The sequence below is a fragment of the Saccharothrix sp. 6-C genome (assembly GCF_016695385.1).
GTDB lineage: Bacteria > Actinomycetota > Actinomycetes > Mycobacteriales > Pseudonocardiaceae > Actinosynnema > Actinosynnema texasense.
In genome coordinates this window covers 7,139,848-7,166,239 of record NZ_CP064192.1, presented here as the reverse complement: position 1 = coordinate 7,166,239, position 26,392 = coordinate 7,139,848, and the positions used below count along the sequence as shown (strand labels likewise).

At 72.6% G+C, this 26,392-nt stretch carries 22 protein-coding genes; 9 read left to right on the top strand and 13 right to left on the bottom strand.

Features of this window, described 5'->3' with window-relative positions:
- Nucleotides 1–14 precede the first annotated feature (14 nt).
- Genes IOD16_RS30530 through IOD16_RS30510 form a run of 5 tightly spaced genes read right to left on the bottom strand, consistent with a single transcriptional unit; the run spans nt 15 to nt 4,741 of the window.
- Entirely contained in the window at nt 15–983 is a 969-nt protein-coding gene (locus tag IOD16_RS30530; RefSeq protein WP_201437143.1) for an ABC transporter substrate-binding protein, read from the bottom strand.
- Nucleotides 984–992: 9 nt separating this feature from the next.
- Nucleotides 993–1,988 (bottom strand): ABC transporter permease, encoded by a 996-nt coding sequence (locus tag IOD16_RS30525; RefSeq protein WP_201437141.1) that lies wholly within the window; start codon nt 1,986–1,988, stop codon nt 993–995.
- A complete protein-coding gene (locus tag IOD16_RS30520) occupies nt 1,985–2,746 on the bottom strand; it encodes an ATP-binding cassette domain-containing protein (protein ID WP_123745800.1) in 762 nt (253 codons plus the stop codon). Before IOD16_RS30520 ends, IOD16_RS30525 begins: the two co-directional genes overlap by 4 nt.
- Nucleotides 2,747–2,750: 4 nt before the next feature.
- The gene (locus IOD16_RS30515; protein ID WP_201437139.1) at nt 2,751–3,761 is read right to left on the bottom strand and encodes a class I mannose-6-phosphate isomerase; all 1,011 of its coding nucleotides are present in this window, start codon (nt 3,759–3,761) and stop codon (nt 2,751–2,753) included.
- Complete coding sequence (locus IOD16_RS30510; protein ID WP_123745802.1) at nt 3,758–4,741, bottom strand: LacI family DNA-binding transcriptional regulator; 984 nt, start codon at nt 4,739–4,741, stop codon at nt 3,758–3,760. The genes IOD16_RS30515 and IOD16_RS30510 overlap by 4 nt, the downstream gene beginning before the upstream one ends.
- A gap of 166 nt (nt 4,742–4,907) precedes the next feature.
- On the opposite strand from IOD16_RS30510, the gene IOD16_RS30505 reads away from it, so the two are divergent.
- The 5 genes from IOD16_RS30505 (at nt 4,908) to IOD16_RS30485 (ending at nt 13,051) form a co-directional block, all read left to right on the top strand.
- Nucleotides 4,908–8,183 (top strand): GH92 family glycosyl hydrolase, encoded by a 3,276-nt coding sequence (locus IOD16_RS30505; RefSeq protein WP_201437137.1) that lies wholly within the window; start codon nt 4,908–4,910, stop codon nt 8,181–8,183.
- A 15-nt stretch (nt 8,184–8,198) separates the two neighbouring features.
- On the top strand, nt 8,199–10,436 hold the full coding sequence (locus tag IOD16_RS30500; RefSeq protein WP_201437136.1) for a GH92 family glycosyl hydrolase: 2,238 nt from the start codon (nt 8,199–8,201) through the stop codon (nt 10,434–10,436).
- A 117-nt stretch (nt 10,437–10,553) separates the two neighbouring features.
- A complete protein-coding gene (locus IOD16_RS30495; RefSeq protein ID WP_123745804.1) occupies nt 10,554–11,468 on the top strand; it encodes an ABC transporter ATP-binding protein in 915 nt (304 codons plus the stop codon).
- Nucleotides 11,465–12,508: an ABC transporter permease gene (locus tag IOD16_RS30490; protein WP_123745805.1), complete on the top strand. Its 1,044-nt coding sequence runs from the start codon at nt 11,465–11,467 to the stop codon at nt 12,506–12,508. The genes IOD16_RS30495 and IOD16_RS30490 overlap by 4 nt, the downstream gene beginning before the upstream one ends.
- Before the next feature lie 222 nt (nt 12,509–12,730).
- Nucleotides 12,731–13,051 (top strand): DUF3817 domain-containing protein, encoded by a 321-nt coding sequence (locus tag IOD16_RS30485; RefSeq protein WP_201437134.1) that lies wholly within the window; start codon nt 12,731–12,733, stop codon nt 13,049–13,051.
- Here the strand turns inward: IOD16_RS30485 and IOD16_RS30480 are convergent.
- Both IOD16_RS30480 and IOD16_RS30475 read right to left on the bottom strand, forming a co-directional pair.
- Entirely contained in the window at nt 13,033–14,067 is a 1,035-nt protein-coding gene (locus IOD16_RS30480) for a phosphotransferase (protein WP_201437132.1), read from the bottom strand. The two genes, IOD16_RS30485 and IOD16_RS30480, sit on opposite strands and share 19 nt — an antisense overlap.
- A gap of 66 nt (nt 14,068–14,133) precedes the next feature.
- Nucleotides 14,134–14,637: a MarR family winged helix-turn-helix transcriptional regulator gene (locus IOD16_RS30475; protein ID WP_123745807.1), complete on the bottom strand. Its 504-nt coding sequence runs from the start codon at nt 14,635–14,637 to the stop codon at nt 14,134–14,136.
- 41 nt (nt 14,638–14,678) lie between these two features.
- On the opposite strand from IOD16_RS30475, the gene IOD16_RS30470 reads away from it, so the two are divergent.
- From IOD16_RS30470 to IOD16_RS30460, 3 genes are read left to right on the top strand one after another with little or no spacing between them, the layout of a single operon-like run.
- Complete coding sequence (locus IOD16_RS30470; RefSeq protein WP_123745808.1) at nt 14,679–14,981, top strand: MTH1187 family thiamine-binding protein; 303 nt, start codon at nt 14,679–14,681, stop codon at nt 14,979–14,981.
- A 26-nt stretch (nt 14,982–15,007) separates the two neighbouring features.
- Nucleotides 15,008–15,859, top strand: coding sequence for an SCO6745 family protein (locus IOD16_RS30465; RefSeq protein ID WP_201437130.1), 852 nt, complete (start codon nt 15,008–15,010; stop codon nt 15,857–15,859).
- Between the two features lie 42 nt (nt 15,860–15,901).
- Nucleotides 15,902–16,891, top strand: coding sequence for a co-chaperone YbbN (locus tag IOD16_RS30460; protein WP_442978066.1), 990 nt, complete (start codon nt 15,902–15,904; stop codon nt 16,889–16,891).
- 92 nt (nt 16,892–16,983) lie between these two features.
- Here the strand turns inward: IOD16_RS30460 and IOD16_RS41130 are convergent, their stop codons facing one another.
- From IOD16_RS41130 to IOD16_RS30445, 3 genes are all read right to left on the bottom strand, one after another.
- The gene (locus IOD16_RS41130; protein WP_201437127.1) at nt 16,984–18,435 is read right to left on the bottom strand and encodes a neutral zinc metallopeptidase; all 1,452 of its coding nucleotides are present in this window, start codon (nt 18,433–18,435) and stop codon (nt 16,984–16,986) included.
- A 64-nt stretch (nt 18,436–18,499) separates the two neighbouring features.
- The gene (locus IOD16_RS30450; RefSeq protein ID WP_201437125.1) at nt 18,500–19,876 is read right to left on the bottom strand and encodes a neutral zinc metallopeptidase; all 1,377 of its coding nucleotides are present in this window, start codon (nt 19,874–19,876) and stop codon (nt 18,500–18,502) included.
- A 26-nt stretch (nt 19,877–19,902) separates the two neighbouring features.
- Nucleotides 19,903–20,772, bottom strand: a complete 870-nt coding sequence (locus tag IOD16_RS30445) for an MFS transporter (RefSeq protein WP_236594479.1) — start codon at nt 20,770–20,772, stop codon at nt 19,903–19,905.
- A 431-nt stretch (nt 20,773–21,203) separates the two neighbouring features.
- Between IOD16_RS30445 and IOD16_RS30440 the strand changes: the two genes are divergently transcribed.
- A complete protein-coding gene (locus IOD16_RS30440) occupies nt 21,204–21,920 on the top strand; it encodes an ArsR/SmtB family transcription factor (RefSeq protein WP_201437123.1) in 717 nt (238 codons plus the stop codon).
- Here IOD16_RS30440 and IOD16_RS30435 read toward each other — a convergent pair.
- From IOD16_RS30435 to IOD16_RS30425, 3 genes are all read right to left on the bottom strand, one after another.
- Nucleotides 21,904–22,701 carry a class I SAM-dependent methyltransferase gene (locus IOD16_RS30435; protein ID WP_236594478.1) on the bottom strand — a complete coding sequence of 266 codons (798 nt, stop codon included), beginning with the start codon at nt 22,699–22,701 and terminating at the stop codon, nt 21,904–21,906. The genes IOD16_RS30440 and IOD16_RS30435 overlap by 17 nt on opposite strands.
- 119 nt (nt 22,702–22,820) lie before the next feature.
- Nucleotides 22,821–25,055: a 1,4-alpha-glucan branching protein GlgB gene (glgB, locus tag IOD16_RS30430; protein ID WP_201437121.1), complete on the bottom strand. Its 2,235-nt coding sequence runs from the start codon at nt 25,053–25,055 to the stop codon at nt 22,821–22,823.
- On the bottom strand, nt 25,052–26,392 hold the full coding sequence (locus IOD16_RS30425; RefSeq protein ID WP_328809372.1) for a maltokinase N-terminal cap-like domain-containing protein: 1,341 nt from the start codon (nt 26,390–26,392) through the stop codon (nt 25,052–25,054). Before IOD16_RS30425 ends, glgB begins: the two co-directional genes overlap by 4 nt.

The window sequence follows — 26,392 nt, the reverse complement described above, 5'->3', positions numbered from 1 at the left end:
GGCCACCGCGCGCGTCAGCAGCGCTGCTTGTAGAAGTACTTCGAGTTGGCTTCCATGTCCGCCTTGGTCAACGCGACCAGGTCGGTCTCGACGTCCCGGCGCACCGGTTCGCCCTCCAGCGCCGCGATCGCCTGCTCGACGCCGGTCCGGCCGATGGTCGCCGGGTCCTGCGCGATCAGCGCCTGCACCGCGCCGCCCCGCAGGTCCTCCACCTGCTTGGGCGACGCGTCGAACCCGACCAGGTTCACCGCGCCGGTCCTGCCCGCGTTGCGCAACCCGGTCGCCGCGCCCTCCCCGGTGTTCAGGTTGGTCGCGAACACCCCAATCAGGTCCGGGTTGGCCGACAGCGTGGCCGTCACCTTCGACGCCGCCTGGTCCGGCTCGTTGTCGGTGTACTGCCGGCCGACGTACCTCAGGTTCGGGTGCTTCCCGATCTCCTCCTCGAACCCGGCGGCGCGCGCGTCCGTGGTCGAGGTGCCCGCCTTCGTGTCCAGCACCAGCACCGAGCCGGCCTTGCCGCCGACCAGCTCGGCCAACGTCCGCGCCGCCAGCCGTCCGCCCTGCTCGTTGTCGGAGGAGATGGTCGAGGAGGCGATCGACGTGTCCTCCAGCTTGGTGTCGACCTCCACCACCTTGATGCCGGCGTCCTTGAGCTGCCGCATCGGCCCGGCCATGGCCTTGTCGTCGGTCGGCGCGATGAGCACCGCGCCGGGCTTGTCGGCCAGCACGCCCGTCACGATCGGCGTCTGCTGCGTGGCGTCGAACTTCGCCGGCGCCTGCACGTCGACCGCGTAGCCCGCCGCCGAGGCCGCCTCCCGGAAACCGCACTCCATCGAGATGTAGAACGGCTCCGCGGCCACGCCGGGGATCAGCACCATCTTCTTCGCGTCACCCGTGCCGCCGGTGTCGCCGATCTGCCCGCCGCCTCCGCACGCGGTGAGCAACAAAGCCGCTGAGACAAGAGCAACCGTCCTCGTTGACATGTTCTCTCCTTAACGTCTGTCCCGGGCCTTCCTCCGCGACTGGTCGAACCACACGGCCACCACCAGGACCAGCGCCACCGCGATCGGCTGCCAGTACACGTTCACGCCGACGATCACGAACCCCTTGCGCAGCACGGCCGGGATGAACACCCCGAGCACCGTGCCGACCACCGACCCCGCGCCGCCGAACAGGCTGGTGCCGCCGAGCACCACGGCGGCGATGGCGTTGAGGTTGTCGGTGTCGTGCCCGGTGATCGACGCGACCCGGAAGTAGGCCAGCGCCATGAACCCGGCCAGCCCCGCCAGCACGCCCGCCAGCAGGTACACCCGGACCAGGTGGCGGGTCACCGGGATGCCCGCCCGCCGGGCCGCCTCCTCGTTCGAGCCGATGGCGTACGTGTGCCGCCCGAACGCCGTCGCGCCCAGCACCAGCGCGCCCACCGCCGTCACCGCGGCGGCCACCAGCACCAGGTTGGGCACGCCGAACCAGGTGCCGGTGCCCAGGGTGTCGCTGAGCACGTCCGGCACGCCGGCCACGTTCGACCCGTCGGAGATGAGCTGCCCCGCCCCGAGCGCCGCGCCGAACGACCCGAGCGTCACGATCAGCGGCGGGAGGCCGGTGCGGGCGATGAGCAGGCCGTTCACCAGGCCCCACGCCGCGCCGGACACCAGGGCCACCAGCAGCCCCACCAGCACCACGCCCCACCCGGCGGTCGTCGCGTCGCCGCCGTGCAGCGCGTTCATCGCCATGGCCGACGTGACGCCGGAGAACACCAGCACCGAGCCGACGGACAGGTCGATCCCGGCGGTGACGACCACGTAGGTCATGCCGACCGACAGCACCAGCAGCACGGAGGTCTCGACCAGCGTCGTCTGCAACGTGAACACGGTCAGCACCGCGTCCGGCCGCAGCGCGCCGAACACCGCGATCAGCACCAGCAGCACCACCGCGATCCACAACGTGTTCGCGCCGGCCAACCGCCGCAGCCCCGTGCGCGGCTTCACGCGTCCTCCTGGGTCAGCGCGCCGGTCATCGCGCCGACCAGCTCCTCGACCGTGGTGGCCGCCGCGTCGAACCGGGCCACCCGCCGGCCGAGCCGCAGCACCTCGACCCGGTCCGCCACGGCCAGCACCTCGGGCATGTTGTGGCTGATCAGGACCACCGCCATGCCCTGGTCGCGCACCCGCCGGATCACGTCGAGGACGCGTTCGCGCTGCACCACGCCCAACGCCGCGGTGGGCTCGTCCATGAACACCAACCGGCTCGCCCACACCACCGACCGGGCCACCGCGACGCTCTGGCGCTGACCACCCGACAACGCCCCGATGGGCACGTCCACGTCCGGCAGCGTCACGCCCAGCTCGTGGAACGAGGCCACCGCCCGCCGCCGCATCTCCCGCTTGTCCAGCACGCCGAGCCTGCCGAGCAGACCGGGACGGCGCAGCTCCCGGCCCAGGAACAGGTTCGCCGCCGGGTCCAGGTCCGGCGCCACGGCCAGGTCCTGGTAGACGGTCTCGATGCCGAGCTCCCGCGCGGACACCGGCGAGTCCAGCGCGACCGGCGCGCCGTCGAACAGGATGGTCCCCGAGTCGGGCCGCGCCACCCCGGACAGGCACTTCACCAGCGTCGACTTGCCCGCGCCGTTGTCACCGACGAGTGCGACCACCTCGCCCGCGTGCGCGGTGAACGAGGCGCCGCGCAGCGCCTCCACGTTCCCGTAGTGCTTCACCAACTCCCGTGCGTCCAACAGGGGTAACGCCATGCGCTCAGCTCCCGGGGCTCGACACCGATGGCGGCCTGCACCGGACGGCGACCACGTCGCCGGTCACCACGACCTCACCCGCCGCGTGCGGCACGACCACCGTGCTGCCCCGGTGCACCGCGACGGGACCCAGCGTGCCGGCGCCCTCCAGCACCACGAACACGCCGAACGAGGGCTCCAGCGCCGCCGTGCCGGACACGTGCAGCCGGTCGGCGCGGAAGAACGGGTCGGCCTGGGCGTCGAACAGGTCCACCGCGGGCCCGGTGAGCGCCTGCGTCCGGCGCACGAGGTCCTCGGGCGACTGGGCGCGGCGCTCCAGGCAGTCCAATGCCTTGTCGTAGCCCAGGCCGAGGTGCCCCGCCTCGGCGTCGGCCAGGAAGCCCCGCCACTCCAACGTGACCGAGAAGTCCGTCGGCTGCTGGAGCTCGACGATGAACACGCCCTCGCCGATCGCGTGCGGCACGCCGGCGGGCACGAACACCGTGTCGCCGGGCGAGACCTTGACCGGGTTCAGCGCGCCGAGCATGGCGGCCGAGTCCTGAGTGGACACCCACTCGGCGGCGACGGCGGCGGGCACGTCCTCGCGGAACCCGATGTAGACCGTCGGGTCGGGGCCGGACGTGCCGATCACGATCCACGCCTCGGTCTTGCCGTGCCGGCAGCCCAGGTGGGCGGACGCGAACGCGTCGGACGGGTGGCAGTGCACCGGCAGCCGCTGCCCGGCGTCCAGCAGCTTCACCAGCAGCGCGGTGTCCGCCCCGAACTCCGCCGCGTGCTGAGCGCCCAACCACAGCGCCGGGTCCGTCGCCACCGCGTCGCGCAGCCACCGCCCGTCCGGCAGGCGCGACAACCCGGCCTCGTCCTTGCCGAACTGCGTGGTGGTCGACGCGACCCAGTCCTCGGGACCCAGGTCGGCCACGTCGCGGTTCCGGAACGCCGCGATGGCCGGGCCGCCCCGGTAGAACTGCCGGGGCTGGTTGGCCTCCAGCGCGACGGGCTGGGCATCGGAACTCATACGGGTACCTCTCCTGATCCACGGGCCACCAACCGGACCGGCAGGACGACGCGGCGCGGTGGTGAGCCGTCGCCGTCCAGTCGGGCGAAGAGCAGGTCCGCCGCTGCCTTGCCGAGCGCGCTCGCGTCGTGCGCGATCACGGTCACCGGCGGTGACAGCAGGTCGGCCAGTTCGAAGTCGTCGAAGCCGACGAGCGCGGGCCGCGCGGTGGCACCCGCCAACGCGCGCACCGCGTGCACGGTGATCCGGTTGTTGCCGGTCACCACGGCGGTCGCCGGGTCGGCGGCGTTCTGCAGGCCCTGCAACGCCTTGCGCACCGACTCCTCGTCGTGCGGGCCCATGACGACCAGCGACTCGTGGTAGCCGATGCCGGCCCGCAGGCAGCCCTCGCGGTAGCCGCGCAGGCGCTCGTTGGCGGTGAAGATGTCCGGCGCGTCGCCGAGGAACGCGATCCGCCGGTGCCCGAACGACGCCAGGTGCGTGACGGCCTCGGCGGTGCCGCCGATGTTGTCCACCAGCACGGTGTCGGCGACCACGTCGCCGGCCGGCCGGTCCAGGAACACCACCGGCGTGCCCGCCCGCATCTCCGGCACCAGGTACCCGTGCTGCAACCCGGCGGGCACGATCAGCAGCCCGTCCACCCGGCGTGAGCAGAACTCCAGCGACAGCTCCCGCTCGCGCGCCGGGTCCTCGTCCGACGAGCCGGTGATCACCTGGCGCCCGCGCAGCCGGGCGATCTCCTCGACCGCGCGCGTGACCCCCGAGTAGAACGGGTTGCCGACGTCCTCCAGCACCAGGCCGACCGTGCCCGTCGACGAGCCGCGGCGCAGGTTGCGCGCGCTGAGGTTGCGCCGGAAGCCGAGCTGGTCGATCGCCGCGAGCACGCGTTCGGCCGTGGCCGGGTGCACGCCCGCCTCGTCGTTCACCACGCGGGAGACGGTCTTGATGCTGACGCCCGCCAGCCGTGCCACGTCGTTCATCGTGGCACGCCGCACCTTGCGGGCGCCTGCCGCGCCGTTCGGGGACAACGTTGTCATAGTGCGCGAATCACACACCTCGCGTTAACGGATGTCAACGCCCGGCGCTGTCTCGAACCGGACAACAGTCGGCTCCGGGGTTGACGCCACCCCCGCACTCTCCGCGATTATGCGATCACGGATAGTTCGTGGACAGCGTTGTCACGGGAGGCGGCTCGTGCGCATCACTCTCGCTCTCGCGGCGGTACTGGGTCTCTCGGTGGCGCTCGCGGCGGCCCATCCGCCTGCTTCGCAGGCGCAGCCGGAGGACTCGGCGAGCTGGGTGAACCCGTTCGTCGGCACCCGACCCGGCGGCCCGGACCACGGCACCGGCGGTGGCGCGGGCAACAACTTCCCCGGCGCGGACGTGCCGTTCGGCATGGTGCAGTGGAGCCCCGACACGGTGACCCGCCAGCACGGCGGCTACGCCTACGAGGACGACCGGATCAAGGGCTTCAGCCTCACCCACCTGTCCGGCGCGGGCTGCTCGACCTACCAGGACATCCCGATCACGCCGTTCACCGGTGAGATCACCACGTCGCCCGCGACGGACCCCGACCGGTACGTCTCGACCTTCTCGCACGACCACGAGTCCGCGTCCCCCGGCTACTACGGGGTGACCCTCGACAGCGGGACGAAGGTCGAGCTGACGGTCACGCAGCGCACCGGCGTCGGCCGGTTCGCCTACCCCGGCGGGCAGCCGTCCACGCTGCTGGTCAACACCTCCGGCTCGATCTCGGGCACGGACGACGCCGAGATCACCATCGGCGCGGACACCATCAGCGGCTGGGCGACCAGCGGCCGGTTCTGCGGCGCGGACCACCGCTACCGGGTGTACTTCCACGCCCGGTTCGACCAGCCGTTCGCCTCCATCGGCACGTGGAAGAACGGCGCGGTCACGCCCGGCCGCGCCACCGAGCGCGGCGGCTCCGGCGTCCGCGAGGGCCTCGGTGACGCGCCGAAGACGCTGCAGGCTCAGGGCCGTCCCGACGTCAAGGCCGAGGACACCACGGTGTCCGGTCCGGGCTCGGGCGGCTGGGTGACGTTCGACGACCCGGACGTGACCATGCGCGTCGGCCTGTCGTTCGTCTCGATCGACGGCGCGAAGAAGAACCTGAAGGCGGAGAGCGACGGCAAGTCGTTCGACGCCGTGCGCGCCGCCGCCCGCCAGGCCTGGAACGACCGGCTCGGCCAGGTGAAGGTCACCGGCGGCACCGACGCCCAGCGCACCACGTTCTACACCGCGCTGTACCACTCCTTGTTGCAGCCCAACGTCTTCTCCGACACCGACGGCCGCTACCCGGGCTTCGACGGCCGCGTCCACACCGCGGAGCGCGGCCACGCCGTCTACACCAACTTCTCCGGCTGGGACGTCTACCGGTCGGAGATGCAGCTGCTGGCGCTGCTCGCGCCCCGGGAAGCCTCGGACATGGTCCGCTCGATGACGGCGTTCGCCGAGCAGGGCGGCTCCTGGGACCGCTGGACGGTGGCCAACGGCTACACCGGCGTCATGGTCGGCGACCCGTACCACGTGATGGTGGCCGGCGCCTACGCGTTCGGGGCGAAGGACTTCGACGCCCGGAAAGCACTGCTGCTGATGCTGCGCGGCGCGACCCAGCCGACCCAGGGCTACGAGGAGCGGCCGGGCCTGACCGACTACCTGGACCTCGGGTACGTGCCGATCGGCGCGCGCAACGTCTGGGGCCCGCCCGCCACCACCCTGGAGTACACGACGGCGGACTTCGCCATCGCCGACCTCGCCCGCCGGCTGGGCGACGGCGCGACCTGGCAGACGTTCATGAAGCGCGCCCAGCACTGGCAGAACGTCTTCAACCCGGCCACCGGCTACACCCAGCCCCGCAACCGGGACGGCTCGTACGTGGAGCCGTTCACCCCGGGCAGCCCGGACAACTGGGTCGAGGGCAACGCCGCCCAGTACACGTGGATGGTGCCGTACAACGCGCGTGGCCTGTTCACCGCGATGGGCGGCGACGCGAAGGTCCGCGACCGGCTGGACACGTTCTTCACCAAGCTCAACGCCGGCCCGGACGAGCCGTACGCGTTCCTCGGCAACGAGCCGATCATGCACTCGCTGTGGCTCTACAACTGGGCGGGCGCGCCGGCGAAGACCCAGGCCGTGACGCGGCGCGCGGTGACCGAGCTGTTCGGCCCCGGCCCGGACGGGCTGATGGGCAACGACGACCTCGGCCAGATGTCGTCCTGGTACGTGTGGGCGGCGCTGGGCATGTACCCGGTGATCCCCGGCCGGGCCGAGCTGGTGCTCAACAGCCCGCTGTTCAGCGAGGTCACGATCACCCGGCCGAACGGCGCGCCGATCGTGATCAAGGCCTCGGGCAGCGGGGCGCACGTCGCCGACCTGAAGGTGAACGGCCGCGCGCAGAGCCGCACCTGGCTGCCCGAGTCGTTCGTGGCGAACGGCGGCACGGTGGAGTTCGGGCTGTCCGAGGCGCCCACCGCCTGGGGCACGGGCCCGGCCGACGCGCCGCCGTCGTTCCGCGACGGCGAGACCGGGCAGCAGGCGTACGTGGAACCGGGTCGGCTGGTGCTGCCCGCGGGTGGCAGCGGCGCCGTCACCATCGGCGCGCAGGACTTCTCCGGCAACGGCGGCACGGTGTCGTGGACCGCGCAACCGCCCGCCGGCATCACGCTCACCCCCGCGTCCGGCCAGGTGACGATCCCGGCGGGGGAGAAGGCCGGTGTCCCGGTCACCGTCGCGGTCGCCGCCGACGCGCCCGAGCAGACCCTCCGCGTGCCGCTGACCTTCTCCAACGGGCAGCGGTCCACGATCTCGGTGCTGGTGGCCGAGCCGGGGAGCCTGCGCGCGGCGTTCGACAACGTCGGCACGTCGCCGGACGACGACCAGGCGATCGGCAACTTCGACGGCGGCGGGTGGAGCTACTCGCGCGACGCGCTGGCCGAAGCGGGCGTGACACCCGGCGGCACGGTCACCTCCGACGGCCTCGCCTACACCTGGCCCACCTCGCCGACCGGCGAGCCGGACAACGTGAACGCCTCCGGCGAGACGGTGACGGTCAGCGCGCCGGCGGGCGCGGCGAAGCTCGGGCTGCTGGGCAGCGCGGCGTCCGGCAAGGCGTCCGGCACGCTCACCGTCACCTACACCGACGGCAGCACGCAGACCGCCGAGGTCGGGTTCTCCGACTGGGCGCTGGGCGGCGCGGCGAACCTGCCGCCGTCGTTCGACAACCGGACCGTGGTCTCGATGCCGTACCGCAACAACTCCAGCGGCGAGCCGCAGCAGCTCGGGGTGCACCTGTTCGCCACCGCGCCCATCGCGTTGCAGGCCGGCAAGCAGGTCCGCTCGGTGACGTTGCCGTCGTCGGCGACCGGCGGGACGTTCCACGTGTTCGCCATCGCGGTGGGCTGACCCTATGGTGGATCGGTGACCGCTGACCCCGTGGAGTCCGTGAACACGTTCATCGGCACGAAGGACGACGGGAACACGTTCCCGGGCGCGTCGATGCCGTTCGGCATGGCCCACTCCAGCCCCATCGGCTCGCACTACGCGGGCTACCGCTACGACGACCCGGTGATCCGGGGGTTCGGGCACTTCTTCCTGTCCGGCGCCGGGTGCACGGAGCAGGGCGGGCTGGTGTCGATCCTGCCGACGACGGGCCTGCCGCGCAGCTTCGACCACCGCACCTACGGCGCGGCTTACACGCACGAGGGCGAGGTCGGCCGGCCCGGCTACTACCGGGTGCGGCTGGCGTCCGGCATCACGGTGGAGGCGACGGCGACGACCCGGGCCGGGGTGGAGCGGTTCGCGTTCCCGCCGGGGGTGACGCCGCACGTGCTGGTGAACGTCGGCCAGGCGAACGACAAGGAGCCCGTGTTCGCCAGCGGCGTGCGGGTGGTGGACGACCGGACGCTGGCCGGCACCGTGGTGGCGCAGGCGTTCTGCGGCGGCAAGCCCTACACGACCTACTTCACCACGACGTTCGACCGGCCGTTCAAGGCGACCGGCAACTGGGGCGGCGCGGAGGGCGGCTCGGGCCTGCGCGGGCAGTGGGTCACGTTCGAGGACGGCCCGGTGACCGCGGCCACCGCCATCTCGCACGTGGACGCGGACGGCGCCACGAAGAACCTCGGCGAAGCTCGCGGGAAGACGTTCGACGAGCTGCGCGCGGCGGCGCAGGAGACGTGGCGGCGTGAGCTGTCGAGCGTCGAGACCTCCTCGACCGGCGCCGACCGCACGGTCTTCTACACCGCGCTCTACCACGTGCTGCTGCAACCGCTGACCGGCAACGACGTGGACGGCCGGTACCGCGGGTTCGACGGGAAGGTGCACACGGCCGACGGCTGGACCTACCACGAGTACTTCTCGCTCTGGGACACCTACCGCGCGCAGAACCAGCTGCTGGCGCTGTTGCGGCCGTCGCGGGCCGAGGACATCGCCCGGTCGTTGCTGGCGATCCACGAGCAGGGCGGCTGGCTGCCCCGCTGGGCTTACGCCAACCAGGAGACGAACACCATGACCGGCGACCCGGTCACACCGTTCCTGGTGGACCTGTGGCGGTTCGGCGCGCTGGCCGGGTTCGAGGAGCGGGCGTACGAGGCGTTGTGGCAGAACGCGACCGGCGTGCCGCCCGCGTCGTCGCCGTTCGAGGGCCGGGTCGGCAACCCGTCCTACCTGCGGGACGGCTACGTGCAGTACGACAAGGACTTCCGCAAGAAGGGGCAGGACGTCGACCCGCACCACGGTGCTTCGGCGACGTTGGAGTACGCGCTCGCCGACTGCTCGTTGTCGATCATGGCCCGCGCGCTGGGCCGGGAGGACGACGCCGAGGCCCTGCGCCGCCGCGGGCTGAACTACCGGGTCCTCTGGGACCGCTCGGTGGCCGACCGCGGGTTCACCGGCTTCCCCCGGCCGAAGCTGGCCGACGGCAGGTGGCTGGCCCCGTTCACCCCGCAGGGGCCCGACGGCTTCCACGAGGGCACGGCGTGGCAGTACCAGTGGCTGGCGCAGCAGGACGTGCCCGGCCTGGTGGAGCTGCTCGGCGGCCGGGACGCGGCGCTGGCCCGGCTGGACGACTTCTTCGCCTACCCCGACCTGGTGGCCGACCCGGCGGGGACCGTGCGCTCGAAGTGGGTCGTCGGGCCGTACAGCTACTACAACCAGTTCCGCTACAACCCGAACAACGAGCCGGACCTGCACGTGCCGTGGATGTACGCGCTGATCGGGCAGCCGTGGAAGACCTCGGCCGTGGTGCGGGCGGCGCAGACGTTGTTCGTCGACGCGCCCAACGGCGTGACCGGCAACGACGACCTGGGCCAGATGTCGGCCTGGTACGTGCTCGGCGCCCTGGGGCTGTACCCGGTCACACCGGGCACCGGCGACCTCGTGCTGAACGCGCCCAGGTTCGACCGGGCGGTGATCCACCTGGAGAACGGCCGGGACATCACCATCACCGCGGCCGGCGCGGACCCGTCGGCGCTGCGGTACGTGCGGTCGCTGAACGTCGACTCGGAACCCTGGGACGACGTGTGCCTGAACGTCGACCGGCTCGACGCCGGCGCGAACCTCGACTACGTCCTGACCGCGGACCCGGCGGAAGCGACGTGGGCGACCCGTCCCGGGTCCGCGCCGCCGTCCCCCGGCACCGGCGCGCACGTCTCGTGATCGAGGCCATGCGCAGAGCTACCAAGGGATGCGTCGAAAGTCTCGATCGCCGATTACTTCCGTCGCGAACGGATCGAAGTGCCGCCGGCGACCCCCGGCACGGCTTACCGTCCAGCCATGACAGGGGCACGCATACCGGCCGTCGTGGTTGCCGACATCAGGAAGAGCTACGGCGAGCTGAAGGCGGTGGACGGCGTCTCGTTCACCGTCGCCGAGGGGGAGTTCTTCGGCATCCTGGGGCCGAACGGCGCGGGCAAGACGACCACGCTGGAGATCGTCGAAGGCCTGCGCAAGCCCGACGGCGGCCGGGTGACGCTGCTCGGCGAGCAGCCGTGGCCGCGCAACCCGAAGCTGCTGCCGCGCATCGGCGTGCAGCTCCAGGCGTCCAGCTTCTTCGAGAAGCTGACCGCCCGTGAGCAGCTCCAGACGTTCGGCTCGCTGTACGGCGTGACCCGGCGCACGGCCGACGAGATGCTGGAGCTCGTCGGCCTGTCCGACAAGGCGGACGTGCAGGAGAACAAGCTCTCCGGCGGCCAGCGCCAGCGCCTGTCGATCGCGTGCGCCCTCGTGCACGACCCGGACCTCGTCTTCCTCGACGAGCCGACCGCCGCGCTCGACCCGCAGGCCAGGCGCAACCTGTGGGACGTGCTGCGGGCGATCCAGGCCAGGGGCAAGACCATCGTCTACACCACGCACTACCTCGACGAGGCCGAGATCCTGTGCGACCGCGTGGCGATCATGGACCGGGGCCGGATCCTCGCCATGGACGCGCCCGCGACGCTCGTGCGCGGTCTCGACGCGCCGACGCACGTGGTGCTGCAGAAGGGGTCGCTGACGCGTGAGGCGGCGCGCGGCATCACCGGGGTCGACGACGCGCACGAGGACGAGGTGTCGTTGACCATCTCCACCCGCAAGCCCGCGCCGGTGCTGTCGGCGCTCGCCGAACGCGGCACCCTGGACGGGTTGCAGGTGCGCACGGCCACGTTGGAGGACGTCTTCCTCGACCTGACCGGACGGGAGTACCGCGCATGACCGCGTTCCGGAGCCTGTCGACCGCGATGATCAAGGGCTTCCTGCGGGACAAGATGACGTTGTTCTTCGTCTTCCTGTTCCCGCTGATGTTCCTCGTCGTGTTCGGGCTGCTGCTCGGCGACTCGGGCAGCGACAAGACCAAGATCGCGGCGGTCGGCGACGGGCCCGTGCTGACGACGTTGGAGCAGACCGGCGCGATCGAGCTGGAGAAGTACGACGACACGGCCGCCGCGCGGCGGAAGGTGGACGACGGCGACCTGCCCGCCGCCGTGGTCGTGGACGGCGACCGCGTGGAGCTGATCTACGCGGCGAGCGACCAGGTCGCGGCGGGCACCGTGCTGGGGATCGTGTCCGGGGTCGTCGACAAGATCAACCTGGGGGCGGCGGACGTGGCGCCCCGGTTCACGTTGGAGACGAAGTCGGTCGAGGACGCGTCGCTCAAGCCGATCCAGTACCTGACGCCGGGCATCCTGTCGTGGGCGATCTCGTTCTCGGGCGTGTTCGGCTCGGCGCTGACCATGGTGGCGTGGCGCAAGAAGCAGGTGCTGCGGCGGATCCGGCTGGCGCCGGTGAGCACGACGACCGTGCTGACGTCGCGGGTGGTGGTGAGCGTCGGCACGGCCATCGTGCAGGGCGTCGTGTTCGTGGCGGTGGCGCTGCTGCCGGTGTTCGGGCTGAAGCTGACCGGGCAGTGGTACCTGGCGCTGCCGCTGCTGGTGCTGGGCACCACGGCGTTCTTCGCGATCGGGATGCTGGTGGGCGCGTTCTGCAAGACGGAGGAGTCGGCGTCGGGCGCGGCGAACGTGATCATCATGCCGATGGCGTTCCTGTCGGGCACGTTCTTCCCGGTGGAGAACGCCCCGGCGTGGCTGCAGGCCGTGTCGAACGTGTTCCCGTTGCGCCACATGAACGACGGCATGCTGGACGTCCTGGTGCGGGGCAAGGGCGTGGAAGCCCTCCTCGTCCCCTCCGCCGTCCTGGTCGCCTTCACCCTGGTCGTGGGCTTCATCGCCGCCCGCATCTTCCGCTGGGAAGACTAACCCCGAGAGTCGTACCTCCAGCCGTCGAGAGTCCTACGTTCACGACACCTGAATTCAACGCTCAGCGTTCGCGGCGTCTTGCCCTGCGTGTGCTGAGCGTTGAATTCAGGGGCTCTGAACGTAGGACTCTCGCGTCGTGAACGTAGGACTCTCGCGGGGTGGGGGTAGGACTCACGCGGGGGTGGGGGTGGGGTGAGGGGGGTCACGAAGCACAATGGAGGCATGCTTAGCAGCGGTGTTGGTCGGTTTCGCCTGCTCGCCCTGGCCGAGGCGGTGTCGTGGGCCGGTCTGCTGATCGGCATGTTCTTCAAGTACGTCGTGGTGGGCAACGAGATCGGCGTCAAGGTCTTCGGGCCCGTGCACGGCGCGATCTTCGTCGGCTACATCCTGGTGACGTTGATGCTGGCCCACCGCTGGGACCGCAAGACGCTCGTGCTCGGCCTGGTCGCGAGCATCCCGCCGTTCGGCACCGTGGTGTTCGAGCGCTGGGCCAACCGCACGGGCCGGTTGGCCGAGACCGGGGTTCAGACCGCCGACGACTGAGCCAGCGCCAGCTCCGCCTCGGGGTCGCCGAGGTGGTACACGCGTTCGCTCGGCTCGATGTTGTCCAGGAACTCCTGGTACACCAGCGCGCTCACGAGGTGTGACGCCGGGCGGGCGTGCCGCAGCGCGCTCGCCGGATCGCTCGACGGGAAGTGGCGCGACCACGCGTCGACCCACACGCGTTCCACGGCGGCCCGCATCTCCGGTGCGACGAACCCGATCAGCCGCGCCGCGTCCAACGCCGGGTGGCCCCAGTGCGCGTCGCCCCAGTCGAGCACGACCCCGCCGGAACGCCAGTTGCCCGGGTGGAAGTCGCCGTGCAGCAGGGTGTCCGGCAGCCCGAAGTCCGGCACGCCCACCCCGCGCGCCCGCAGCCGCGGCTCGCCGGCCAACGCCGCCTGCACCGCCACCCACCGCGGCACGATCCGCTCGACCACGTCCGCGCCCGGCTGCCAGCAGTCCACCCCCGGCGCCTCGGCGAGCAGCACCCGACCGGGCTCGGCGGCGAGCAGCACCGGCGCCAACGACGGGTCGACCGACGCCACCAGCCGGATCACCTCGGCCTCGTCCGCCATGAACGGCGGCGTGGCCTTCGCCCACGCGTTCCCGCGCGCGGTCGGCAGCCGGTACAGGCACGACAGGTTCCACGTCTTCACCTGCACCGCCGGCCCGGTCACGTCGACGTGGCCCCGCGCCCACCCGACCAGCGCCGCCGGCCCGCCCGGGCGCGCCCACGGCAGCCGCAGCGGGTGGTCCCCGACCGCGTGCCGCCCGCCGGTCGTCAGGCCCCGGTCCGGCACGCGGTCGGCCTCCACCTGGTACGTCACCACGCCGTCGCGCATGGCCGGGGTGGTGGTCCCGACCAGCCGCAACACGCTGGTCGTCACGCCGAGGTCCCGGTCCAGGCGCGCGGTCACGGGCTCGACGTCGTTCCACCAGGGGCTGTCGACGGTGAACGGCTCCGCCTCGCCGACGAACCGGCCGCCGACCGTCACCAGAGCCCTGATCTCGCGCACGTCGTGCAGCGTGACCGGCCGGTGTCGGTCTGTCGACCGAATTGCGCCGTCGAACCGCCGAGGGGGTCAGTCCTCGAAGTCGCCGACCGCGCGGCGGACCTTCGCCAGCAGGTCGGTCAGCTGCTCGGTCTGCCGGTCGGTCAGGCCGCGCAACCCGAACTCGACGGCGGTGACGGCTTCGGTGGCGGCCTCGCGCCGGGCGTGCCCGGCTTCGGTGATCTCCACGAGGGTGGTGCGCCGGTCGGTGGGGTGGGGGTTGCGGCGCACGAGTCCGTCGGCTTCCAGCCGGTCCACGATGTTCGTGACGCTCGTCGGGTGCAGCTGGAGCCGTTCGCCCATGACCCGCATCGGCAGGCTGCCCGTGCGGGCGAACGTCAACAGCACCAGCGCCTCGAACCGCGCGAAGGTCAACCCGTGCGGCTTGAGGGCGGCGTCCACGGCGGACTGGATGATCTGCTGTACTCGCATGACGCTGGTGACCGCCGCCATCGCCGTCGACGGTCCGATCCGCTTCTCCCACAGCTCGGCGGCGCGCGCGATGGGGTCGAACGGCAGCGGCTGGGACGTCATGCGCCGAAGCTACCAGTGGGTACCCCGACCAGGAGGCAGAAGTGCTCGTCGCGTTCAGTGTGAGCCCGCTCGGCGGTGAGTCCGACGGCGTGGCCGAGGCCGTCGCCCAGGCGGTGCGGGTGGTCCGCGAGTCGGGTCTGCCCAACGAGACCAACGCCATGTTCACGCTGGTCGAGGGGGAGTGGGACGAGGTGATGGCGGTGGTGAAGAAGGCGACTGAGGTCGTGCAGGCGACCGCGCCGCGGGTGAGCCTCGTGCTCAAGGCGGACATCAGGCCGGGCTGGACGGGTCAGCTCACGGCCAAGGTGGAGCGGGTCGAGCACCACCTGGCAGCAGACGAATAGTCGGACGTCCTACTATTCTGGTGGGCATGGAGCCGAGAGACCTGTGGGTCCGCTTCGAGACCTACCACGACGTCACGTACTTCTCGCCCGAGTCCCGGGCGGTCACCGACGCGCTGGGCTGCAAGGGCGGCTGGATGGGCTACTTCGGCCAGCGCGCGGCCCCGTTGGGCGCGGCGTCGCCGGAGGTCGTGACCGCCGCGTTCTACAACTTCCACCCGCGCATGGTGGCCCGCGCGCTGCCCGACGCGTGGGACGTGGCCGGTCCCGCCCGGTTCCTGCGGGCACGGCTGGAGGGCGTCGACGGGGCGTTGCGGCGGATGCTGACGAGCCTGGACGTCGCCGAGGCCGCCGAGCTGGCCGTTCGGGCGGCCGAGGCGGCGCCGACGGCGGGCCGGGTGCTGGCCGCCGCGAACCGCGCGCTGCCCCTGCCCGACGAGCCGCACCTGGCGCTGTGGCAGGCGTGCACGACGTTGCGCGAGTCACGTGGTGACGGTCACGTGGCCGCGCTGGTGGCCGCCGACCTCGGGCCGTGCGAGGCGTTGGTGCTGTTCAGCGCCGACAAGGCCCTCGACGCGGCGTACATGCGCGGCGCGCGCGGCTGGTCGGAGCCGGAGTGGCGGGAAGCCGAAGCGGCGCTCGCCGACCGGGGCCTGCTCGACGGCGACGGCGGCCTCACGCCGGCCGGTCGGGCGTTGCGGGAGGACGTCGAACGGCGCACCGACGAGGCCGCCACCCGTCCGTGGGAGGTGCTGGGCCCGGCGGGCACCGCCCGCTTCGCCGAGTTGACGACCCCGATCGCGCTGCGCCTGGGGCGGCTGAACGAGGCCATGCGGACGAACCCGATGGCGATCGACCCGGTCGCGCAACTCCCCGGCTAGCCGCGCGCGGCCAACCGCCGGACTCGTGCCAGGATGGAAGGCGTGACAAGGCCAGACCCCCGAAAGACCGCCGCACTGTCCGCCGCGTTGTCCGGGGCGGTCGACCTCGGCGCGCTGAAGGCCCGGGCCGACGCCGCGAGGCAGCGCGCCACCGCCCCACCCCCGTCGCCCGGCTCCGGTGGAGCCGTCGGCGGTTCGGACGCCGGTCCGAGCCCGTGGGTGCTCGACGTCACCGAGGCGACGTTCCAGTCGGTCGTCGAACGCTCGCTGGACATCCCGGTCGTCGTCGAGCTGACCGCCTCGTGGAGCCCCGAGGCGGGCCAGCTCTCGCCCGTGCTGGAACGCGCGGCCAGGGCGGGCGGCGGCACCTGGCTGCTGGCCAGGGTCGACCTCGACGCCAACCCGCGCATCGGCCAGGTGTTCGGCGTGCAGTCCGTGCCGACCGTGGTCGCGATCGCCGGCGGCCAGCCGCTCGACGCCTTCGCCGGACCGCTGCCGGAGGCCGAGTTCGGCCAGTGGATCGCCCGCCTGCTGGACGCCCTGCGCGACCGGCTGCCGGGCATCAAGGCGGCGGAGGCGAACCGCGCGGCGGAGCCCGGCGAGGAGCCCGCCCCCGAGCCGGAGGACCCCCGCTTCACCGCGGCCGAGGACGCGTTCGAGCAGGGCGACTTCGCCGCCGCCGAGGCCGCGTACGAGGCGATCCTGGCCGCCGAGCCGGGCAACGCCGAGGCCAAGGCCGCCCTGGCGCAGGTCCGGTTCACGGCCCGGGCCGAGGCGGTGCCCGCGGACGCCATCGCGAAGGCCGACGGCAACCCGGACGACGTGGACGCCCAACTGGCCGCCGCGGACCTGGAGCTGGCGACCAACGACGTCGACCAGGCGTTCAAGCGGCTGGTGGACACGGTCCGCCGCGTCTTCGGCGAGGACCGCGACAAGGTCCGAGAGCACCTCGTGAGCCTGTTCGAGCTCTTCCCGCCGGACGACGACCGGGTCGCGAAGGCCCGCCGCAACCTGGCCAGCGCCCTGTTCTGAGCACACCCCGACAGGGGCCCGCCCCGGGCCCCTGTCACCAGCACTCGCTCACGACCAGACCGGGCACACCGGCCCCGCGCCCTGACCTGGGGTCAGCCGGCGTACTTGCGGGTGCAGAGGCCGGCGCCCTGGTAGAAGCCGTCGCGGAACGCCTCGACGCGGGCGAAGCCGGACGGCACGACGGTCCCGTTCACGTCGGCCGCGATCAGGCTCTTGTCCGCCAGCAGCTCGGCCACCGCCTCGTCCAGGTCGCCCGAGGACAGCCGCAGCGCGGCCTTGCCCTGCGCCGGTGCGCTGTTCGTCGTCGTCCCGGCCCACGCCCCGGTCAGGCAGGCCGTCCGCAACCCCGCCGCCGGGCCCTCCAGCCCGTACCCGGTCGCCTTCTGGATCGACAGCGCGAACCGCGACGCGATCTCGGCGAACGCGGCGAAGTCGCCGATCCCGCCCTTCTGCCCCCGCTTCGGCGGGGTGCCGATCTTCACCAGGTCGGGCAGGTCGATGGAGATCGAGTTCGTGGCCGGGCAGTACGCCGCGGGCGAGGTGTCGCCGCCGTCCGGGCACTGCGCGGACGACGAGGTGGACAACGAGGGCGGCGTGGCGGCGGCTTCCTTGAACGCCGTGCGCAGCGACTCCTCCAGCAGGTCGAGCGAACGCTGGTCGTCCACCTTCAGGTTGCCCTTGCCCTGCCCGGTGTCCTTGTCCTCCGCGTCGAACTTCTGCTGGGTGATCCGCGCCTTGATCTCGGCCTCGTCGATCTCCGCGCACCGCTCCGGGTCGCCGGCGAACCCGAACTGGAACGCCGCCACCCGGTCGAACGCGCTGCCGTGCGCGCCCTGCTTCTCGGCCGAGGTGCCCGCCGCGTCCCGGATGAAGAACATCGTCGCCAGCACCTGGTTCAACCCGGGCCCGGTCGAGATGCGGAAGTGCTTGGACTTGCCCTCGGCCACCCACCGGAAGAAGTTGCCCGCGTAGCAGTCGGCCTGCTGCTCCTTGATGATCGACGGCGTGGCCTGGTTGATCCCGCCGACGTCGCCGAGCTTGTACTGGATCGCGTGGCCCATCTCGTGCGCCAGCACGGTCACCACCGACATCGGCCCGAACGCGTCGTCCAGCATCGGCAGCAGCTCGCCGCGGTCCCACGCGATGGAGTCGTCCAACGAGCAGTAGAACGCGTTGGCCACGCCCGCGGTGTTGGTGCGGCAGATCTCGACGCCCTTGCCGTTGGAGTCGTAGGACACCAGCCGCTTCACCGGCTCGAACTCCTTGCCGAACCGCGCCGGCAGCTGCTCCGCCCAGTACTCCTCGACGTCGGCCAGCGTGTTGATCGCCAGCCGGTCCATCTCGCCGCCGTCGCCGTTCTCCACCTGCAGGTCGGCGTCCGGCACGCCCGGCTTCGCGCCGCTCTCACCGGTGGTGATGTCCAACCCGGCCACCTTGGTGACGTCGGGTCGTTCCGACCGGCCGTAGCCGCTCACCGTCTGGGTGCACCCCGTCAACGCCATCGCGGTGGCCAGCGTCGCCGCGACCCAAGCCCGTCGAGCCATGCCCAAGCCCCATCCCCGGTCCGTGCCGATCCGAGCCCGAACCCTACTTGGCCGGCTCGGGTGGCTAGGCCAAACCGCAGGCTTTGACGCCGTCGAACACGCCGCCGCGGAACACCTCGACCCGCTTGAACCCCGGACCGAGCGACGCCGACCCGCTCGCGTCGCGCGCCGCGTAGTCGTAGGCGAGCAGCACCTGCACCGCCTCGTCGAGGTCGCCGGGGGACAGCCCGAACCCCTTCTGCCGGGTGAAGACCTCCCGCGTGTACGCGCCGGCCAGGCACAACGCGCTGGTCGCCGCGCTCTCGCCGTCGAGGTCCGCGCCCACCGCCGCCATCGCGGCCATCCCGTACCGGCTCGCCAGCAGCAGGCCGGTGGCGTAGTCGCCGATCTCGGCGTGCAGCTCGGGCAGGTCGGCCTTCACCTCGAACTCCACCGACTTCTCCGCCGGGCAGTACGCCACCGGGCCCTGGTCGCCGGAGCAGTCAGGCTCCTCCTCGGTGGGCGTGGACTTCGGGTCGGTCCACTTCTTGCCCGCCTGCTCGACCAGGGTCTTGTAGTACAGGTTCAGGTCGGGCGTGACGTTCTCCAGCATCTCGTCGAACGGCAGGTTGCCGCCGCGGTCGCGGTCGTCGGCGGAGATGAACGCCTGCTGGGTGAACACCCGGTTGTCGGTGGTCATGGCCGCGCAGAACTCGGTGCCCTGCTGGTAGCCGTCCTGGAAGGCGGACACCCGGTCGAACGCGTTGCCGTGCGCGGACCGGTCGTTGGCCGAGGTGCCGACCGGGTCGCGGAACGTGATCAGCGCGCCCAGCGCGGAGTCCAGCGTGTCGGAGCCGATGTCGAGGTGCTCGGACTTGCCGTCGTTGACCCACTTGGTGAAGGCGCCCGCGAAGCAGTCGGCCATGGCCTCGGTGAGGATCGTCGGGAACCGCTGCGGCTCGCGCCGCTCGGCCTCCGGCGTGATGCCCATCCGGTTCTGCACGGCGTGGCCCATCTCGTGCGCCAGCACGATCACCACGGCCGCGTCGCCGAACCGGTCCTTGAGCACGGGCAGCAGCGCGGCGCGGTCCCAGGCGATGGCGTCGGCGCTGGGGCAGTAGAACGCGTTGCCCTCGACGTCGCTCGCCTTCTCGGTGCACGGCGGCGGCTTGGCGGAGGAGTCGGAGGTGTCGACCGAGTAGATGCCGCCCTCGATCGGCTCCCACTTCCGGTCGAACGTGTCCGGGAACGCCTCCTGCCAGAACGAGTCGATGTCGGTGACGGCGGTGGCCGCCAGCTGGTCGATCGGGCCGCCGTCGGTGCCCCGGATGAAGCCCGGGTCGACGGTGCCCTTGGTGACGGCCTCACCCGCCACCGGTTTGCCCGGGATCGCCTGGGCACAGGCGCTAGCCGTGAGCAGGACCGCCGCCAGCAGGACCAGCCGAGCCGATACGAGCCGCATGGGGCCATTGTGCCTGCCCCGAACCCCTACGGGGTCGTGTTCGACGGCACCGCCGGCTCGCGCGTGCGCGTCGCCCACCGGGTCAGCGCGGGCACGGGCGCGACCGCGACCAGGAAGATCGCCGCCACGGCGAGCCAACCGCCCGCGCCGGGACCGCCGAGCGCGAACGTGAAGACCGCGGGCCCGAACAGCTGCACGGTGGCCGTGGCCGCCTCGTTCACCCCCTGGTAGGCGCCACGCGACTCGTCGCGCATGAGGCCGACCGACAACCCCCAGTTCGCGGCCACGTAACCCAGTTCGCCGACCACGTGGAGCAGGGCCGCCGCCACCACGACCGCGACGGCCGCCGCACCGGAGCCGCCCGCGGTCGTGGCGAGCAGCGCGCAGCTCGCGGCCAGCGCGATCCCCGACCGGACCACGGTGCGCGCGGCCTGGCCGGGGGTGCGGGCGAACCGCGAGAAGGGCACCTGGAGCGCCGCGATGCCGACCGAGCTGACGACCACCACCACGCCGCCCAGCGCGAGCGGCAGGTCCGTCGACCGGGACAGCCACAGCGGCAGCCCGGTCGACAGCATCGCCCAGCACAGCGACAGCACCGAGGTGACCGCGACGACGGCCAGGTACGGGCGGTCGCTCAACGCGGCGCGCGCGCGTGGCGTCCCGTCCACCGGCGCCGGTCTGCGCACGGCGAGCGTGGTCGCCGCCAGCACGCCGAACGTGATCGCGTTGCCGGTGATCGCCAGGGCGTAGGTGGCGGGGTCGTCGGCGGTCAGCACCAGGGCGCCCAGGCCGGCGCCGATGGCGTAGCCGACGTGCTGCGCGACCCGTTGCCGGGCCAGCGCTCGCACCCTGGCCGCGTCGTCGGCCACCAGGCCGGTGATCAACGCCGTCCGCACGGCGTTGCCGCCGTTGGCGGGCGCGGTGAAACGCCACCGTCGCCGCGAGGAACGACCACGTGCCGTCCACCGCCAGGTAGGACGCCGTGGCCAGGGCGCGGACGACGGTGAGCGCCGCCAGCACCAGCCTCGGGTCGAAGCGGTCGGCCAGCGCGCCGAGCGGCACCGCCGCGACCAGCCCCGCCGCGCCCGCGACCGCCATGCCGACGCCCACCGCGGTCGGCGGCAGCCCGAGGACGCGGGTGAAGAACAAGGCCCAGGTGGTGAACCACAGGCCGTCGCCGAGCGCCGAGACCCCGCGTCCCCACAGCAGCACGCCCAGCCCCATCGGCACTCACCCTTCACGGTGTGATGAACCGTGACCGTAACCCGCGTCACCGCCGGGTCGCAATCAGAGTTCAGGACATCGTGAACGGTGCTAGGGTGCACCTGTGGCGGGATGGGTCGACTCGGGCAACGCCGTCCAGGCGTCGGTCGTCGCGCTGGCCCGCGAGCTGTCCGACCCGGTCCGGCTCACCGCGCTGCAACTGCTCGCCGCCGAGGGCCCGCACACGATGGTGCAGCTGGCCGACGCCATGGGCGTCTCGCCGCCGCGGCTGGGCAACCACCTGGCCCGCCTGCGCGCCGCCGGCCTCGTCACGGTCGAGCACACCGGTCGGCACGCCGTCTACCAGGTGGGCCGCGCCGACATCGCCGACGTCCTCACCGCACTGGCCCGGTACGCCCACCGCGGCGACCCCGTCACGCCCCGGCGCACGTCATCGCCGGTCGACGTCGCCCACACGTGCTACGACCACGCGGCCGGTCGCCTGGGGATCTCGGTGTTCGCGACCCTCGTCGAGGCGGGCGCGCTCCGCCCGCCCGACGGCCGCACCGGCGACCTCGCGCTGGGCGACGACCTGACCGCGCTGCACCGCCTGGGCGTCGACCCGGCCGCCGTCGCGCCGCGCCGCCGCCTCGCGTCGGCCTGCCTGGACCGCACGCACCGCGTCCCGCACCTGGGCGGCGACCTGGGCCGGCTCGTGCTGGACGCGTTCGTGGCCGACGGCCTGGTCCGCCGTCAGGACGGCACCAGGGAGCTCCTCGTCACCGGGCGGGGGGACGAGCGGCTGCCCGTCCTGCTGCCGGGGTTCACGCCGGCGCCGTGAAGCCGCGCACCGACCACGCCCGCGCGGCCAGGCGGATGGAGCCGTCCGGATGGGTGGGCAGGCGGGTGCGGAGCAGGTCGCGCAGGGCCCGCCGGCGGTCCTCGGGCAGGGACGCGGTGTAGCCGGGCGCCGGTCCCTGGCCACCGAGGAACGGGCGCCAGTAGTCGTCGAAGTCGTTGAACACCGTCGGCACCTCCAACGCCTCCACGCGCACCCCGGTCAGCCCGGCGCCGGTCCACAGCTCGCGGAGCGGTTCGGGACGGCAGAGGGGGAAGCGCCTGCCCTCGTGCAGGGCGGCGGCGGCCGGGTCGAGGTCGGTGGCGGCGTCCCAGAAGAAGCGGGTGATCGCCATGCCCTCGGCGTAGTCCCAGACGTAGCCGGCGACCACGCCCCGCGGCGCGGCGACCCTGGCGAACTCGGCCACGGCGCGGGCGGGGTCGGGCACGAAGTTGAGCGCGAGACCGCTGACCACGGCGTCGAACGAGCGGTCGGGCAGCGGGAGGGACCGGGCATCACCGACGTGGAAGGCCGCGCGCGGGTCGGTGACCCGGTGCTCGGCGGTGGCCAGGAAACCCTCGGACGGGTCGACCCCGACGACCTCGGTCGGGTCGGCGAGCTTGAGGATCGCGGTGGTCAACGCGCCCGTGCCGCAGCCGACGTCCAGCCACCGGCGGCCCGCCGGCACGTCCAGCAGCCGGAGGAACCGCCGCGCGACGGGCGCGCTCCAACGCCCGACGTAAGCCTCGTACGCCTCGCCGACCGCCCACACCTCGTCCGCCATGGGGCTCAGCATGGCAGGCGCCGACCCCCGCCGACGACGTTCCGCACTACGCGGTTCGGGTCCGGCCGGCGACCCGGCGGGGGCTCCCGGGTCGAAGCCCCCGCCGGGCGCGGCCCGGATCAGGTGATCTCGAGGTCGTCCGGGTCGATCGGGCCCTCGACGCTCGCCCGGTCCTCCGCGGTGACCGTCGCGGTGACCGCGGGCGCCTCCGGCGCGAGCCACAGCACGCCCGTCGGCGGCAGTTGCAGCACCGCCGACGCGGGCCTGCCGTGCCAGGGGCGCTCTTCCGCTTCCACCACGCCGAAGTTCCCGACCCCGGACCCGCCGTAGACCTCCGAGTCCGTGTTCACCACCTCGCGCCACCGACCCGCGACCGGCAGCCCCACCCGGTAATCGTGGTGCGGCAGGCCGGCGAAGTTCGCCACGCACGCGAGCAGCGAGCCGTCCTCACCGATGCGCAGGAAGCTCAGCACGTTGCCCGCCGAGTCGTTCGCGTCGATCCACGAGAACCCCTCGGGCTTGTTGTCGGCGCTGTAGAGCGCGGGCGAGCCCCGGTAGACCCGGTTCAGGTCGCCGATCAGCCGGTGCAGGCCGCCGTGCAGCGGCGAGTCCAGCAGGTGCCAGTCCAGCGACCGGCTCTCCGACCACTCCTCCCGCTGCCCGAACTCGCCGCCCATGAACAGCAGCTGCTTGCCGGGGTGCGCCCACATGAACGCCAGCAGCGAGCGCAGCCCGGCCGCCTTGTTCCAGTCGTCGCCGGGCATCCGCTGCCACAACGACCCCTTGCCGTGCACGACCTCGTCGTGCGACAGCGGCAGCACGAAGTTCTCGCTCCACGCGTACACCAGCGAGAACGTGATCTCGTTGTGGTGGAACGACCGGTGGATGGGCTCGCGCGACAGGTAGTGCAGCGAGTCGTGCATCCAGCCCATGTTCCACTTGAACCCGAACCCGAGGCCGCCCAGGTGCGTGGGCCGCGACACGCCCGGCCACGCCGTCGACTCCTCCGCCACCATCACCACGCCGGGGTGGCGCTTGTAGACCGTCGCGTTCAGCTCCTGCAGGAACCGCACCGCGTCCAGGTTCTCCCGGCCGCCGTACTGGTTGGGCAGCCACTGCCCCTCCTGCCGCGAGTAGTCCAGGTACAGCATCGAGGCCACCGCGTCGACCCGCAGGCCGTCGATGTGGAACTCCTCGATCCAGTACAGCGCGTTGGCGACCAGGAAGTTGCGCACCTCGTTGCGCCCGAAGTCGAACACCAGCGTGCCCCAGTCCGGGTGCTCGCCCCGGCGGGGGTCCTCGTGCTCGTACAGCGCGCTGCCGTCGAACTTCGCCAACGCCCACGAGTCCTTCGGGAAGTGCGCCGGCACCCAGTCCATGATCACGCCGACGCCGCGCTGGTGCAGCACGTCCACGAAGTGCCGGAAGTCGTCCGGCGAGCCGAACCTCGACGTCGGCGCGTAGTACGACGTCACCTGGTAGCCCCACGACCCGCCGAACGGGTGCTCGGCCACCGGCATCAGCTCCACGTGGGTGAACCCGGCGTCCACCACGTAGTCCGCCAGCTCCGTGGCCAGCTCCCGGTAGCTCAGGCCGGGCCGCCACGAGCCCAGGTGCACCTCGTACGCGCTCATCGGCGCGTTGATCCACTGCGTGGCGTCGCGCTTGGCCTGCCACTCGGCGTCGCCCCACTCGTGCGCGGTCCGGGTGACGACCGAGGCGGTCTGCGGCGGCGTCTCGGTGGCGAACGCCATCGGGTCGGCCTTCTCGTGCCACCCGCCGTCCCGGCCCAGGATGCGGAACTTGTACCGGGTGCCCTCGGGGATGCCGGGGATGAAGACCTCCCACACGCCGGACGAGCCGAGCGACCTCATCGGGTTCGCCCGGCCGTCCCAGCCGTCGAAGTCGCCGCACACCCGCACACCGCGCGCGGTCGGCGCCCACACGGCGAACGAGACGCCCGAGACGGTGCCGTTGGGCGTGTCGTAGGTGCGCACCCGCGCGCCCAGCACGTCCCACAGCCGCTCGTGCCGCCCCTCGCCGATGAGGTGCAGGTCCAGCTCGCCGACGGTGGGCAGCCACCGGTACGGGTCGTCCACCTCGACGGCGTGGTCGCCGTACTCGACCTCCAGCCGGTAGTCGCCGGGGTGCTCGGGCAGCTCGCCCGCGAACAGCCCGTCGGCGACCCGGTCCAGGTCGAACCGCTTGTCGGCGGCCATCACCGCCACCGCGGTCGCGCCCGGCCGCAGCGCCCGCGCGACCACGCCCTCCGGCGCGTGGTGCACGCCCAGCACCGAGTGCGGGTCGTGGTGCGCCCCGGCCAACAGCCGGTCGACGTCCTCGGGCGAGATCATGACTGCACCGCTCCCTCTCCAGTGATCCGCGCGATCGACGACAACGGGACCGTCAACCACTCCGGCCTGTTCGCGTGCTCGTAGGCGACCTCGTAGACGGCCTTGTCCAGCTCGAACGCCCGCAGCAGGTAGCCCCGCTTGCGCGGGTCGCCCACCGAGTCCGACGCCGCCTCCGCGTAGCCCTCGGCGAAGGCCGCGCGGTTGCGCCGCGCCCACTCCAGCGCCCGCACGGTCAGCTGGTGGTCCTCCGGCTGGCCGACGAGCAGCTGGTGGGCCGCGTAGTCGAACGACCGCAGCATCCCCGCCACGTCGCGCAACGGCGAGCGCAGCTCCATCCGCTCCGCGATCGGCGACCCGGGCTCGCCCTCGAAGTCGATCAGCAGCCACCCCTGCACGGTCCGCAGCACCTGACCGAGGTGCAGGTCGCCGTGGATGTGCTGCACCGCGACCGCGTCCGGGGTCTCCCGGGCCTGCTCGAACGCCTCCCGCAGCGCGGGCACGTAGGGCCGCAGCTCCGGCACGGAGGCCACCACCGAGTCCAGCCGCGCGACCATCGCCCGCACGGTCCGGTCGATGTTCTCGGCGTCCGCGGACTGCGTGCCCAGGGCGCGCTCCAGGTCCGCGTGCACAGTGGCCACGGCCTGGCCGAGCCGCTGCGCCTCACCCGCGAAGTCGCCGCCGACCTCGTCGGCGTGCAGGTCGGCCTCGGCCATCAGGTCGCGCACGCTCGTGGTGGCCATCGCCCAGCCGTCCACCGCGTCCGGCATGAACTGCTGGAGCATGCCGATGGTCGTCGTGCGGCCGTCCAGCCGTCCCGTGATCGACCCGAGCGGCTGGGCGATGTGCTCGCACCCGACCTGGCGCAGCGCTCGGTGCAGCGCCAGGTCCGGGTTCTCGCCGTAGGTGAGCTTGCGGAACAGCTTGAGGATGTACTGGTTGCCGAACACGATCGAGGTGTTGGACTGCTCGGACGTGATCGGCCGGCCGCGCAGCCCGGTCTGCAGCTCCACGCCCGGCTCGTGCGCGAACCGCAGGCCCTCGACCTCGGCGCCCTCGGCGATGAGGTCGAGCAGGACGCCGGTCAGCTCCGGCACGTGGGTGGCCTCGTGGTTGTCCGCGTGGTCGGTGACCAGCAGCTGGTAGGGCTCGCGCCGGTCCGGCTGCTCCACCTCCACCACCAGGTGCACCAGCACCGGGTCCTCGGCCCGCAGCACCGCCGTGCGCAGCGGGCGGATCGAGGTGACCGGGCGGTCCTTGCCGCCGAACCACCGCTGGGCGGGCAGCCACTCGGGCAGCTCGGCCAGCACCGCGTCGACCAGGTCGTGGGGCTGCGTCAC